This is a genomic window from Bradyrhizobium sp. CER78, from assembly GCF_029846235.1.
GTDB lineage: Bacteria > Pseudomonadota > Alphaproteobacteria > Rhizobiales > Xanthobacteraceae > Bradyrhizobium.
This window is the reverse complement of record NZ_JARVWP010000002.1, coordinates 1-12,972: the sequence shown is the minus strand read 5'-3', so window position 1 is coordinate 12,972 and position 12,972 is coordinate 1. Positions and strand designations below refer to the sequence as shown.

The window sequence follows — 12,972 nt, the reverse complement described above, 5'->3', positions numbered from 1 at the left end:
TGTCGGGCGGCAGGGCCAGGAGGGCAACAGCGCCGGCCTGATCCCGACCGCGATGCTGAGCTCGATGTTCGGGCAGATGATGCCCGGCGCATTGGAGAAGCTGAAGGATGAGGCCCCGAAGGCCGCGCGCCGGACCAACGGGCAGTGAGGCGGCGATCATGCGATGAGGTCGAGCTAGCGACCACAACGACGCTGTACTCCCTCTCCCGCTTGCGCGGGAGGGCCGGGGTGGGGGCTCTCTCCGCGAGTCACGTCGTCGAGAGAGCCCCCACCCGCATCGCATCTTCGATGCAATGCGACCTCCCCCGCAAGCGGGAGAGGTGAAGGGAGGCGGCGACGCGCGACAAACGCGCCGCCGATCCATTCACTATTCCGCGCGCAGCAGGGTCAATCCGCGACCATCGGTCCGAACGGTTCCCAGCGCTCGCCGGTGCCTGCGCACGGCCGCATGTGGCCTGCGGGCGCAAGAGCGGACATGGCAAACTTAACCTGATATGAAAGATGCTGCTACCCAAGCTGAGGATCGCGTCTATGGCGATAGACAAAGAAGCTTCTCGTATCTGGCGCGGTCAGATCAGAAATATTCTGAACCAGCAGTGGGATCCGATTGGCGGCTGCCCTGCCGATGAATACGATGGCTATGTCGGTACTATCGCTGCCATGGTTCGCGAGAATGCGACCGACGAGGCTCTGATGAAGTATCTCGAATGGGCTGAGACCGTGCACATGGGCTTTGGCTGGTTTGATCCCGCGCGCGCTAGGACGGTCATCGCATCAATAAAAGCACTTGGTACGGCGTCGTAGCTGGGGGCGCCCACTGAACTTCCGCTTTGGGTCCAAAAGGCGACGTGGGTCAATGCCGCCCGGAAAGGTGCGTTCTGGGCCAAGAGACGACGTCCACTGCCTGGCGTACTATGCAAGAGGCTGTCAAAGAGGCCGCTTGGTGTGATCAAATGCGAATGCTCGAGCTGGACGCAAGTGAATGGAGTACGTCTGATGATTTTGTCAGCGCGCTCAAAATCGCAATCGGGGCGCCGGATGGCACGGCTCGAGCGTCAATGCATTTGTGGATTCGATGGGGACGGGCGGTATCAATGCTGTCGAGCCTCCTTACGTCGTCAGAGTTGTGAATGCCCGCCATCTTGGGCCGGACGTGACCGAGCTGATCGCGGCGATTTCGTCTGCGGTTGAGAAAAGGCGACTGTATGAGGCCGCTCGCACTGGCGAGGACGTTATGGTCAGCCTTGAGATGACAAGTTAGGCGCTGGATGCGAGGCTGCTTGGACGCTCTTCTGAATGCGGCCAGCAACATCCCGCAGGGTGCCTTCGCTATCGCTCATAAGCGCAAGATAGCTCAGGGAGTGTTCATAATATATTCCAAGTGGCGTGCTTCCGAACCGGAGCGTCCCTTCGACGAAGTCCTCTCCCACCTCATATGGTGGTAGCTGCAGATCGTTTTGACGGTCTTGCCCAAGAGCTTCCGCTATGTCGCCGAGCAGTGCACGGAATGGTGTTGTGTAGTCGAAGGCATCGCCCGCCCAAAGGATAAGCTGCCAGCCACCTCGTGGATCGGGCTCAATCTTAATCGGCGAACGAAGCTCGATCATGATGTCGGCATGCCTTGTAAGACCTGACCGAGAACCACTAAACCGAATGTTCGTGGGGGCAAAGGGAGTTATCACAAGGTCCGACGTCCGCTCGGCGGCGCAGACGCCCTGGAGCAATCGCCGGCGAGCGCGAGTGAAATTTCGGAATACTGGAAATATGCTCCTGATTTGCCCGACGTGTCAAGTCGCCAGTCGCCTGGTCGAACGCCGGTGGCCGCTGGCTCCTTTGCATGGGGTTGTTTTTCGATATTTTGCAGCGCGCCGATCCTATTCGGTCTTGTCGACGTTCCAGAACACCGGCGGCGCCGGGCCTTCGAGCACGCCCGTCAGCGATTTGCGCCAGGCGCTCGGCAAGCGGAACTGGCCGAGCGGGATGTAGATCACCTGCTCGTAGGCTTCCTTCTGGATCTCCACCGCGAACTTCTTCTGCTCTTCCGGCGAGGCGGCGCGCGCGTAGGCGTCGCGCATCTGCTCGAGCTTGGCGTCTTCGGGCCAGCCGAACCAGGCTTTCTTGCCGTTCGCGGCGATCTGGTTATTGACGATCGGGTTCATCACTTCGGTGGCGCCGGTGAAGGTGAAGAACAGGTTCCAGCCGCCTTCCTTGGGCGGCTTCTGGCTGGCGCGGCGGCTCACCACGGTCTGCCAGTCCGTCACCTGCGCGTCGACATTGAAGCCGGCCGCGCGCAACAGTTGCGCTGCGACCGTCGGCGGCCCCTTCAGCGTCTGCACGTCGCCGGGGATCATGATCACGACGGGCGTGCCGTCATAGCCCGAGGCGGCGAGCGCCTTCTTGGCCTCGGCCATGCCGTTGCCCTTGATCAGCGTCTCCGCGCCGGCGTCGCTGGCGAGCGGCGTGTCGCAGGCGAAATAGGAGCCGCAAATCTCGTAGAACTTCGCGTTGCCGACGGTGGCGTCGAGCACGTCCTTCTGGTTCATCGCCAGGAACGCGGCGCGGCGGACCTTGGGGTTGTCGAACGGCGGGTGCAGGAAATTCATCCGGCCCTCGATCTGGAAGCCGAACTTGTTCAGCACGGCCACGGTGAGATCGGAATTGGCCTCGAGTACCGTCAGCAAGTCGACCGACGGCTGTTCCAGGAAATCGATCTCGCCGGATTGCAGCGCGTTGATCGCGGTCTGCGCGTCCGGCATCGTGATCCATTCGACGCGATCGACCTTTGCGACCTTGCCGCCCGACAGCCAATCCGGCTTTTCCTTGCGCGGCACATAGTCGGCGTTGCGTTCATAGACCGCCTTCACGCCCGGCTGGAATTCGGCGGCCACGAATTTGAACGGTCCGCAGCCGATCTGTTCGGCGATTTGCTTGCCGGGCGGCGTCTCGGCGAGCCGCTTCGGCATCATGAACGCGACGTAGGACGACGGCTTTGCGAGCGACTCCAGCACCAGGCCATAGGGCTCCTTGAGCTTGAGCACGATGGTCTTCGGCCCGCTGGCTTCGAGGGAAGCCGTGAATTCGGCCAGCTTCTGCGCCATGCCGTCGACGGCGGTCCAGCGCTTCAGCGAGGCGATGCAGTCCTCGGCCGTGACGGGCGCGCCGTCATGCCATTTCAGGCCTTCGCGCAGCGTGAAGGTGTAGGTCAGTTTGTCGTCTGAGATGGTCCAGTCCGCCATCTGCGGCCGGACCTTGAAGCTGGAATCGATGCCGAGCAGCGTGTCGTAGACCATGTAGCCATGGTCGCGGGTGATGTATGCGGTGGTGAACCCGGGGTCGATGATGCGCAGGTCCGAATGCATCACCGCAGTGATGGTCTTGCCCTTGGCCGCGGCGCCGGCGCGCGATGACAGGATGGCCGGGGCCGCAATCACCGGCGGCACGCTGGCCGCGAGCTTGAGGAGTGTCCTGCGCGAAACATCCGCCATTCACCATCTCCCGATCTGTCGTTGCGCCGGCATGCTTCACGAATTCGTTGTTGAAAGCAAGCAAGGGCCGCGCCACCGGTCTGGCGCCAGGTTTCCTGGATTGGTCAGGTGAACGTTCGATGACCGCGGCCGCGGCGCGCGCCATCGCCGGCACCGCACAAGTCCGCATCCTGCATAGGAGCCTGCGCTTCCTGCCGCACCTCGCAGGCTGTTCGGACCCTGATCCGCCGTGTAGGCTGATGGTCCTGCCGGCCAGCAATAAGGCCATATCCCCTTAAGGGAACAAGCAGCGCGAACGAGCAGCCGAGGGAGACAAGAAGAACCGTCATGACCGATATCCGATACGTAGCACCGCGCACGCTTGATGAAGCGATTGGCGCATTTGCTGCCGCCGGGAGTGCCGCCCGCATTATGGCTGGGGGTACCGACTTATTGGTGCAAATGCGCTCCGGCCTGGTGCGGCCGGGATTGATCGTCGACATCAAGAAGATCGGCGAGATGACCGAAATCACCGAGACGGCCGATGGCGGTTTCCGCGTTGGTGCCGCCGTCTCCGGCATGGAGCTCGCCGAGCACCCGCGCTTCGGCAAGGTCTGGCCCGGTGTGCTCGAGGCCGTCAATTTGATCGGCTCCAAGCAGGTGCAGGGCCGGGCCTCCGCCGGCGGCAATCTCTGCAACGGCTCGCCGGCCGGCGACAGCGTGCCGGCGATGATCGCGGCGGGTGCCGTCGTCACCGTGCAGGGGCCGAACGGCCGCCGCGAGATGAAAGTTGAGGACGTGCCGGCCGGACCGGGACGGACCAACCTGAAGCCGGGAGAGATTCTGGTCAGCTTTGCACTTCCGCCGCGACCTGCGGGTTCTGGCGACGCGTATTTGCGGATGATTCCGCGCACCGAGATGGACATCGCGGTGGTCGGCATCGGCGTCAGCCTGACGTTAAAGGACGGCGTCTGCACCGCGGCCCGTGTTGGCCTTGGCGCGGTGGCGCCGACTGCGCTTTTGGTCGCGCCCGCAGCGCAAGCGCTTGTGGGCTCGAAGCTTGACGATGCGGCGCTGGAAGCCGCCGCTGCGGCATGCCGCGCGGCCTGCCGTCCGATCGACGACAAGCGCGGCACCATCGCGTATCGCATCAAAACCGCCGGCGTGCTGCTGAAGCGCACCGCCGCGATCGCCGCCCAGCGCGCGGGAGGACATTAGCATCATGCCGAAACTCCACGTCACCACTTCGGTCAACGGCGAGCCGGTCGAATTCCTGTGCGAGCCGTATGAGACCATGCTCGACGCGCTGCGCGGGCAATTGGGGCTGACCGGCTCCAAGGAAGGCTGTTCGTCCGGCGATTGCGGCGCCTGTTCGATCACGCTCGACGGCCGCCTGGTCTGCTCCTGCCTGATGCTCGCGGCTGAGGCCGAGGGCCACGAAATCAGGACCATCGAGGGCATGGCCAAGGGCGAGAAGCTGCATCCGTTGCAGCAGAAGTTCCTCGAGCATGCCGCGCTCCAGTGCGGCATCTGCACCTCGGGCATGCTGGTCGCCTCCGAGGCGCTGCTCGCGAAAAATTCCAATCCGACCGAAGAGGAAGTTCGCTTCTGGCTCGCCGGCAATCTCTGCCGGTGCACCGGCTACGACAAGATCGTCCGGGCGGTGATGGAGACCGCCGCTGAAATGCGGGAGACTGCACGATGAACGTCGTCAACAACAAATGGATCGGCCAGCGCACCATCCGGCCCGATGGCGTCGACAAGGTGACCGGGCGCGCGGCGTTCGCCGCCGACACCACGATGCCCGGCATGATCTGGGGCAAGGTGCTGCGCAGCCCGCATCCGCACGCCCGCATCAAGTCGATCAACACCGCGAAGGCCGAGGCGCTGCCCGGCGTGAAAGCGGTGGTCACCTCGCGCGACATCGTCGACTTCACGATCGAGAAGGGCGCCGTGATGCTCGGCATCCAGGACATGCGCTGGATGTGCCGCAACGTGATGGCGCGCGACAAGGCGCTGTTCCCTGGCCACCCCGTCGCCGCCGTCGCCGCGACCACGGAGGCGATCGCAGCGGAAGCCTGCAAGCTGATCGAGGTCGACTACGAGGTGCTGCCCTGGGCGATCGAGATCGACGATGCGCTCAAGCCCGACGCACCGATCCTGCACGAGTTCAACAAATTCGACGGCAAGCCCTCGAACATCATGGGCCGCATCGAATCCAAGAAGGGTGACATCGCGCAGGGATTCAAGGACGCCGAAATCGTGATCGAGCGCTCCTTCACCACGCGCCCGGTGCATCAGGGCTATATCGAGCCGCATGCCTGCCTGATCTCGGTCGCGGCCGACGGCAAGACCACGATCTGGTCGTCGAGCCAGGGCCAGTTCATGGTGCGCGCGATGACGTCGATGCTGACGGGCATCCCGCAGAGCGACATCCGCGCCATCCCCGCCGAGATCGGCGGCGGTTTCGGCGGCAAGACCATCGTCTACCTCGAACCGCTCGCGACCTTGCTCGCCAAGAAATCCGGCCGTCCGGTGAAGATGGTGATGACGCGCGAGGAGGTGATGCGCGCCACCGGCCCGACCTCGGGCTCGAAGAGCACGGTGAAGATCGGCGCGAAGAAGGACGGCACCATCGTCGCCGCCCATGGCAGCTTTTATCTGCAGGCCGGCGCCTTCCCCGGCTCGCCGATCCGCGGTGCGGTCGGGTGCAGCTTTGCGCCCTACGACATTCCGCATGTGCTGTCGGAAGGCTTCGACGTCTGCTCCAACCGCTCCAAGGTCGCGGCCTATCGCGCGCCCGGCGCGCCGATCGGCGCTTACGCAGTGGAATGCGTGCTCGACGAACTCGCCGAAGCGCTGAAGATGGATCCGTTGGCGCTGCGGTTGAAGAACGCGGCGAAGGAAGGCACCAAGGCTGCGCATGGCCCGGTGTTTCCGCGCATCGGCTATATCGAGACGCTGGAGGCTGCGAAGAACCATCCGCATTATGCCGCGCCGCTCGGCAAGCTGCAGGGCAGGGGTGTGGCTAGCGGCTTCTGGTTCAATGCCGGCGGTGAATCGTCCGCTCAAGTGAACATCACCGAGGACGGCAACGTCGTTGTCACGACGGGGCATCCCGACATCGGCGGCTCGCGCGCCGGCATCGCCAACATCTGCGCCGAGCTGCTCGGCATCGACTACAAGCGCGTCTCCGTCATCATCGGCGACACGCAGACGGTCGGCTTCTCCAACCTCACCGGCGGCAGCCGCGTGCTGTTCGCCTCCTCGATGGTGGTGACGCAGGCCGCCGACAAGGTGATCGCGACCTTGCGCGAGCGCGCGGCGAAGCTCTGGGAGATCGATCCTGAAGCCGTGAAGTGGGAGAACGGCGCCGCGCATCCGGTCAGCCCGAATGCCGGCCAGTTCGAGCCATTGACGCTCGCGGACCTTGCCGAGAAGGCGCCCTCGCAGGGCGGCCCGATCGGCGCCAGCGTGCAGCTCAACACGCAAGGCGCCGAGGGCGGCTTCGGCACCCATATCTGCGACGTCGAGGTCGATGTCGATCTCGGTATCGTGCGTGTGATCCGCTACACCGCCGTGCAGGATGTCGGCCGCGCCGTGCATCCGAGCTATGTCGAGGGCCAGCTGCAGGGCGGCGTCGCGCAGGGCATCGGCTGGGCGCTGAACGAGGAGTACATCTACAACAAGGACGGCAAGGTCGATAATCCGGGCTTCCTCGATTATCGCATGCCTGTTTGTTCCGACCTGCCGATGCTCGACTGCGCGCTGGTCGAGGTGCCGAACCCGAAGCACCCACAGGGCGTCAAGGGCGTCGGCGAAGTGCCGCTGGTCCCGGTCATGGCCGCGGTCGCCAATGCCGTGCACAACGCGCTCGGCAAGCGCTTCTACAGCCTGCCGATGTCGCCGCCGAAGGTGTCGGCGGTGTTGGATGCGCCGCCGACGCAGCAGGCCGCCGAGTAGGGGGCGTAGGGCGGGTTAGCGCTAGCGTAACCCGCCATTGCTTCCTCGCATCGAGCTGCGGCGGGTTACGCTTCGCTAACCCGCCCTATGGTTGTGGGCCATTGACGTGGCAGTCTTTGCCTCGGCAAGATCGAAGAATGACCCACCCCGACGAGCTGTCCGCCTACATGATCTTCAGCCGGAGCGATTGGGCGGCGCTGCGCGCCAGCACGTCGCTGACGCTGTCGGATGCCGATCTCGTCGCGCTTCGCGGCCTCAACGGGCCGATTACGTCAGCCGAGGTCAGCGACGTTTACCTGCCGCTGACGCGGCTGTTGAACCTGCATTTCTCGGCGGCGCGCAATCTGATGCAGGTCAAGGCGGAATTTCTCGGCCGGCCGGCGCGCCGTTCGCCCTACATCGTGGCGTTGGCCGGAAGCGTCGGCGTCGGCAAGAGCACCTTTGCGCGTGTGCTGTGTGCGCTCTTGGCCGGCTGGGCGCACCAGCCGCGGGTCGCGCTGGTGACGACCGACGGCTTCCTGCACGCCAACGGCGTTCTGGAAGAACGTGGCCTGATGCGGCGCAAGGGCTTTCCGGAGAGCTACGACCTGCCGCGGATGCTGCGGTTTCTCGCCGCCGCAAAGGCAGGTGAACGCGAGCTCGAGCTGCCGGTGTACTCGCATCTGATCGGCGATATCGTGCCGTCGGAACGCCAGGTCATCCAGGAGCCGGATATCCTGGTGTTCGAGGGTCTCAATATGCTGCTGGCGCGCGGCACGGCGCCGGTGGTGGTCTCGGATTTCTTCGACTTCTCGATCTACCTCGATGCCGACGAGGCCGACATCCAGTCCTGGTATGTCGAGCGCTTCCTCAGGCTGCAGCCGACCGCGTTCCGGAATCCCGCCTCCTATTTCCACCATTACCGGGACCTGCCGCCCGGCGACGCGCGCGAGGTCGCTGAGCGGCTGTGGCGCGAGCACCACCGCGCCAATCTCAGGGAGAACATCCTACCGACGCGGACGCGCGCCGACGTCGTGCTGCGCAAGCGCCCCGATCATTCGATCGGTGAGGTCTGGCTGCGGGAGACGTAGAGTGAAGACGTAGGGCGGATTAGGCGACCGCGTCCGCCGTAGCTCAAGGAGCGAAGGCGGAAGGCGTAATCCGCCGTCTTTCCGTGGATCGAGTGGTGGCGGGTTACGCTTCGCTAACCCGCCCTACGTTCTCGTCGTTACCGCAATTCCGTCCCCAGTTGCGCGAACACCGTCTCGCAGGTCATCAGATCGAGATGGCCGCCGCCGGCGTTCTTGAAGAAGGTGATGTCGCTATCCGACAAGCGGCCCTTCACCATGCCGCCGGCGAGGTCGTAGTGATCGCCGAGCACGTCGCTGTCCTTGATCGCGCCGCTGGCGATCGGCTGCAGGATGTCGCCGACGCCGTCGAAGGCGGATTCGCGGCGGTCGACGAAGATGCGCGCGCGCCGCGCCGCCTCATCGTCGGACTCGCGGGTGTCGGGGGTGAAGCCGCCGACCAGATCGAGATGGGTGCCGGGCTTCAAATTGGCGCCCTTGACCAGCGGCTCGCGCGAGCGGGTGCAGGTGGTGATGATGTCGGCCTCGCCGGTCGCGGCATCGAGATCGGTGACCGCCGCGGCGGCGATGCCGTCGGCCTCCAGCAGCGTGGCGAGCTCTTGCGCGCGCTCGACGGTCCGGTTCCAGACCTGGACCCGCTTCAACGACGGCCGCACCGTGCGGTGGCCGCGCACCAGCCAGCGCGCCATCTCGCCGGCGCCGACCACCAGCAGCGTCTCGGCATCCGGCCGTGCGAGGTGCTTGGCGCCGAGCGCGGAATCCGCGGCGGTCTTCCAATGGGTGATCTCTGCGGCGTCCATCACCGCGAGCGGCCGGCCGTCATTGCCGTCGAACAGCACGCAGACCGCCTGCACGGCCGGCAGCTTGCCGTGCGCGAGGTTGCCCGGGAAGCTGGTGTAGAGCTTGGTCATCATGAAGCGGCCGGCATCGACCGCGCTGCGGGTCACCAGCTGCTGGCCCTTGTCGTCGCCGAGATAGCCGTCATGCACCGCGATCTTCGGCCGCCGGTGCGCCGCCTCGATCGCCTCGATCAGGATCGGAAAGCTCAGGACGCGGTTGACCTCGCTGTCGTCGACAATATGCACGTGGTTCTCTCCTCAAGCGCCCTTGCGCGCCTCCCGGAGCGCGCCAAAGCCGCACCGGACTGGATAGCGCGTGGGGAAGGCTAGTCAACCGGACATGCGCCGCACCGCGCCCCTTGCTATCCTGCGCACCTGATTCTCTCGCAGGTCTCCGCAAGCCGTGGTTGCAGTCGTCGTCGCCATCCTGATCTTCATGCTGCTCGGCGGCGCCGCGCTTGGGACCATGGCGATCCATGGCCGGCTCCAGGACCATCACCGCAGCGACGAGACCAATATTTCGGTGCGCCTGGTCGCGACGCTGTTCTTCACCATGCCGTCGCTGCTGCTCGGCCTGATGATGAACAACTCGGCCAACACCTATGTGGCGGTCGACCGCAATTTGCACGTGTTCGCCACCGACCTCATCCTGCTCGACCGCAGCTTGCGACCGCTCGGCCCCAGCGCCGACGAGCCGCGCCGGCGGTTGCTCGCCTATGTCGAGCAGGCGCTCAAGGATACCCCGATCTCACGCGCGAACGAGATGTCCGAACATCTGCTCGACGAGGTCGGCAACAGTCTTCGCGAGCTGAAGTTCAACGACGAGCAGAAGATCGCGCTGTGGAACGACGCCCGGTCGGTCTATCGCCAGGCGGTGCAGCAGCGCTGGACCTTTGTCGAGCAGTCCGACGGTTCGTTCCCGTCACCGCTGATCTGCATTCTGGTCGGATGGCTGACGCTGATGTTCGCGACGCTGGGCTTTCGAGCGCCGCGCAACGCGGTCGTGATCTCGACCTATGTCGCCGCGGCGGCGCTGGTCGCGGCCGCGATCTATTTGATCCTCGAAATGAGCACGCCGTTCTCCGGCCCGATCCAGCTCTCCGACCGCCCGCTGGTGCGCGCGGCCGAGGAGATCAGGCGATAGCAGCCGGTATCAGCACGCGCTCTCGGCTTTATTCCCCTCACGTCAATCGCTCGGCCGGAAATTGTTTCCGCACCGCCGGCGGAATAGTGCAGGCCTTCGCGCGTCCTTACGCATGCAAGCCATTTGCATTCGAAAGGGAGACATCATGAAGACAACGCTCGCACTCACGCTCGCCACCGCCGCTTCGTTCGCCCTCGCGTCTGCCGCCTTTGCCGCGCCGCCGACCAAGACCGGAACCACCGCGAAGGGTTCCGTCCTGACCGATACCAAGGGCATGACGCTCTACACCTTCGACAAGGACACGGACGGCAAGTCGGCCTGCAACGGCCCCTGTGCGACCAATTGGCCGGTGCTGAAGGCGGAAGCCAGCGACAAGGCCGAGGGCGGCTACACCATTATCTCGCGCGACGACGGCTCGAAGCAGTGGGCCTACAAAGGCAAGCCGCTCTATACCTTCGCCAAGGACCAGAAGACCGGTGACATCACCGGCGACGGCTTCCTCAACGGCGCCTGGCACCTCGCGCAGCCCTGAGGAGTTGCGAGGAGCAGAGCAGGGCGGGTTAGCGCACGCGTAACCCGCCATCTCTCCGCGTGCGAGGTTTTCGGCGGGTTATGCTAGCGGCCGCCGCCACCACCACCGCCTCCTCCGCCACCACCTCCGCCTGCGCTCAGCAGGCTCTGATTGTAGCGCGGATCGGACTGTTTCATGTAGGCCGGCGAGATGTCGCGGTTGCGCGCGCGACCTGGATCGGCTTGTGGACCAGACTGCCCGCATCCCTCCGTGAAGAGGAAGAAACTGCAGGGTGGAACGACACGCGGCTGAAATGCATGGGCTGCGGTGGTCGTCAGCGCCGTCGTGGCGACGGTGGTGGCCAGCACGGCGGCTGCAGCGAACGCGGTGGTGGTCGCAACGGTGAACAACGTTGCTGCTGATAATCTTGATCGCATCGACATAGGAAATTCCATCCTTCGGTTCGGCGAAACCGGAATGGCCCGCTCACAAAATTGGACGGGGCCTGATGGAAGTGGGTTCGAGCGGGAAGCCGCGATTTTGCGATGCGGACACGACAACGTGAAGGCGCGAAGGGGCGCGCCTTCCGCTGGAGGCTCAGTTTTCGCAGGCGGCCTTGCCTGCGCTTTGCGCGTTCAGGTGCGCTGCTTCAACGCCATGCCCATGCTGATCCAGCTGACGCCGGCGCAGATCAGGTCGACGCTGAGGAAGATGCCGAGCACGTAGAGGCTCGACACTGGCCAGTGCGCCAGGATCATGGCGCCGAGCACGAGCGTGATCAGCCCGGAGATCGCGACCATGCCCCACGGCGCCGCCGAGTTCATGCCGAACGCGAGGAAGATCCGCACGATGCCGGAGGCTACCAGCGCGATGCCGAGGAACAGCGTCAGCGTCGCCGCCGCGAGCAGCGGATTCTCGAAGGTGATGAATCCCGCAATGACATAAAGCGCGCCGAGCAGCAGCCAGAACAGGAACTTGCCCCACGTCTTGAACTGGAAGGCGTTCACGATCTCGGCGGCGCCCGCGACGATCATCATGGCGCCGACGAACAGCACGCTGACGACGGTGGCGAACAACACGCTGCCGAAGGCGAGCACGCCGGCGATCAGGTAGATCACGCCAAGGGCGACGATCCAGCCCCACTTCGCGCGAAGGTTGGCAAGCCCGGATCCGAGGCTGTGAGGAGGTGTGGCGGGTGAGCTGGACGCTGTGGACATCGTATCGCTCCCGAATGCTGAACCATTTCATGCTACCATAGGTGAGCGCGCGGACAAGGGCAGGCGCAAGGTGGCACGAAATGCATGGTGGCACCAAAGGCGCCGCGACACGTTGATTCAATTCGTCCGGCGTGCTGCCGCGCAGCATTGTTTCGACGGCAGCCGGTAGCAGACGACAGACTGTCCGGATTGGACTGCAAACTGTCCGGATCGCGCATCCACAGAGGAGGTCGACATGCCTGCCACTCACGACAAGGACCACGTCTACAAGATCCTCGAACTGGTCGGATCATCGGACAAGAGCATCGAGGCGGCGATCGAGAACGCCGTCAGCCGCGCGTCGAAGACGATCCGGGAAATGAAATGGTTCGAGGTGGTGCAGACGCGCGGCCATATCGAAGACGGCAAGGTCCGGCACTACCAGGTGACGCTGCGCGTCGGCTTCACGCTGGAGTAAGCGGCCTCCCGCAACTTGCTGCTGCCTATTCTCCAGCCTGCAGCATGTAGAGCGCAGCGAGACCCATCCCATCCTCACCTGTCATCGCCCGGCTCGACCGGGCGATCCAGTACGCCGCGGCCTCTCGGCTCAAGCACTGCTGCCTCTGGAATACTGGATCACCAGCTTTCGCGGGTGATGACGCCCCGTGTTTTACGTCTTGAGTCGAGATCCGTCCTCACCGTCGTCCTGGCGAAGGCCAGGACCCATTGCCCCAAATCTCGCCTGCCGCACGACGCTGGGGCCGCCATCTCGTTCATCACCGAATGCG

Annotated in this window: 13 protein-coding genes; 8 read left to right on the top strand and 5 right to left on the bottom strand. The window is 64.5% G+C overall.

The window, feature by feature from the left end; translation table 11 throughout:
• The first annotated feature begins 531 nt into the window (after positions 1-531).
• Positions 532-804 (top strand): hypothetical protein, encoded by a 273-nt coding sequence (locus tag QDT69_RS03090; protein WP_279705194.1) that lies wholly within the window; start codon positions 532-534, stop codon positions 802-804.
• Positions 805-1,238: 434 nt separating this feature from the next.
• Here the strand turns inward: QDT69_RS03090 and QDT69_RS03085 are convergent, their stop codons facing one another.
• Both QDT69_RS03085 and QDT69_RS03080 read right to left on the bottom strand, forming a co-directional pair.
• Positions 1,239-1,607 carry a hypothetical protein gene (locus QDT69_RS03085; protein ID WP_279705193.1) on the bottom strand — a complete coding sequence of 123 codons (369 nt, stop codon included), beginning with the start codon at positions 1,605-1,607 and terminating at the stop codon, positions 1,239-1,241.
• Between the two features lie 267 nt (positions 1,608-1,874).
• Entirely contained in the window at positions 1,875-3,359 is a 1,485-nt protein-coding gene (locus QDT69_RS03080; RefSeq protein ID WP_279705681.1) for an ABC transporter substrate-binding protein, read from the bottom strand.
• A gap of 462 nt (positions 3,360-3,821) precedes the next feature.
• Here QDT69_RS03080 and QDT69_RS03075 point away from each other — a divergent pair, with 462 nt between their 5' ends.
• The 4 genes from QDT69_RS03075 (at position 3,822) to coaA (ending at position 8,497) form a co-directional block, all read left to right on the top strand.
• A complete protein-coding gene (locus QDT69_RS03075; protein WP_279705680.1) occupies positions 3,822-4,682 on the top strand; it encodes a xanthine dehydrogenase family protein subunit M in 861 nt (286 codons plus the stop codon).
• Between the two features lie 4 nt (positions 4,683-4,686).
• Entirely contained in the window at positions 4,687-5,169 is a 483-nt protein-coding gene (locus QDT69_RS03070; RefSeq protein ID WP_074130951.1) for a (2Fe-2S)-binding protein, read from the top strand.
• The gene (locus QDT69_RS03065) at positions 5,166-7,427 is read left to right on the top strand and encodes a xanthine dehydrogenase family protein molybdopterin-binding subunit (protein ID WP_279705192.1); all 2,262 of its coding nucleotides are present in this window, start codon (positions 5,166-5,168) and stop codon (positions 7,425-7,427) included. Before QDT69_RS03070 ends, QDT69_RS03065 begins: the two co-directional genes overlap by 4 nt.
• A 137-nt stretch (positions 7,428-7,564) precedes the next feature.
• A complete protein-coding gene (gene coaA, locus QDT69_RS03060) occupies positions 7,565-8,497 on the top strand; it encodes a type I pantothenate kinase (protein ID WP_279705191.1) in 933 nt (310 codons plus the stop codon).
• Between the two features lie 137 nt (positions 8,498-8,634).
• Here coaA and QDT69_RS03055 read toward each other — a convergent pair whose 3' ends face one another.
• Positions 8,635-9,579 carry a dehydrogenase gene (locus QDT69_RS03055; protein ID WP_279705190.1) on the bottom strand — a complete coding sequence of 315 codons (945 nt, stop codon included), beginning with the start codon at positions 9,577-9,579 and terminating at the stop codon, positions 8,635-8,637.
• A gap of 157 nt (positions 9,580-9,736) precedes the next feature.
• Between QDT69_RS03055 and QDT69_RS03050 the strand changes: the two genes are divergently transcribed.
• Positions 9,737-10,477: a hypothetical protein gene (locus QDT69_RS03050; protein ID WP_279705189.1), complete on the top strand. Its 741-nt coding sequence runs from the start codon at positions 9,737-9,739 to the stop codon at positions 10,475-10,477.
• A gap of 145 nt (positions 10,478-10,622) precedes the next feature.
• Positions 10,623-11,009, top strand: a complete 387-nt coding sequence (locus QDT69_RS03045) for a hypothetical protein (protein WP_279705188.1) — start codon at positions 10,623-10,625, stop codon at positions 11,007-11,009.
• A gap of 83 nt (positions 11,010-11,092) precedes the next feature.
• Here QDT69_RS03045 and QDT69_RS03040 read toward each other — a convergent pair whose 3' ends face one another.
• On the bottom strand, positions 11,093-11,431 hold the full coding sequence (locus QDT69_RS03040; protein ID WP_279705187.1) for a hypothetical protein: 339 nt from the start codon (positions 11,429-11,431) through the stop codon (positions 11,093-11,095).
• A 192-nt stretch (positions 11,432-11,623) separates the two neighbouring features.
• A complete protein-coding gene (locus QDT69_RS03035) occupies positions 11,624-12,205 on the bottom strand; it encodes an HdeD family acid-resistance protein (RefSeq protein WP_279705186.1) in 582 nt (193 codons plus the stop codon).
• Positions 12,206-12,440: 235 nt separating this feature from the next.
• On the opposite strand from QDT69_RS03035, the gene QDT69_RS03030 reads away from it, so the two are divergent.
• Positions 12,441-12,662 (top strand): dodecin, encoded by a 222-nt coding sequence (locus QDT69_RS03030; protein WP_074132431.1) that lies wholly within the window; start codon positions 12,441-12,443, stop codon positions 12,660-12,662.
• Positions 12,663-12,972 lie beyond the last annotated feature (310 nt).

Excerpts from the sequence above, each read along its gene's own strand:
- QDT69_RS03040 (WP_279705187.1), bottom strand. The coding sequence starts at position 11,431 with ATGTCGATGCGATCAAGATTATCAGCAGCAACGTTGTTCACCGTTGCG.
- QDT69_RS03035 (WP_279705186.1), bottom strand. The coding sequence starts at position 12,205 with ATGTCCACAGCGTCCAGCTCACCCGCCACACCTCCTCACAGCCTCGGA.
- QDT69_RS03070 (WP_074130951.1), top strand. The coding sequence starts at position 4,687 with ATGCCGAAACTCCACGTCACCACTTCGGTCAACGGCGAGCCGGTCGAA.
- QDT69_RS03045 (WP_279705188.1), top strand. The coding sequence starts at position 10,623 with ATGAAGACAACGCTCGCACTCACGCTCGCCACCGCCGCTTCGTTCGCC.
- QDT69_RS03080 (WP_279705681.1), bottom strand. The coding sequence starts at position 3,359 with ATGCATTCGGACCTGCGCATCATCGACCCCGGGTTCACCACCGCATAC.
- QDT69_RS03090 (WP_279705194.1), top strand. The coding sequence starts at position 532 with ATGGCGATAGACAAAGAAGCTTCTCGTATCTGGCGCGGTCAGATCAGA.
- QDT69_RS03065 (WP_279705192.1), top strand. The coding sequence starts at position 5,166 with ATGAACGTCGTCAACAACAAATGGATCGGCCAGCGCACCATCCGGCCC.
- QDT69_RS03085 (WP_279705193.1), bottom strand. The coding sequence starts at position 1,607 with ATGATCGAGCTTCGTTCGCCGATTAAGATTGAGCCCGATCCACGAGGT.
- QDT69_RS03030 (WP_074132431.1), top strand. The coding sequence starts at position 12,441 with ATGCCTGCCACTCACGACAAGGACCACGTCTACAAGATCCTCGAACTG.
- coaA (WP_279705191.1), top strand. The coding sequence starts at position 7,565 with ATGACCCACCCCGACGAGCTGTCCGCCTACATGATCTTCAGCCGGAGC.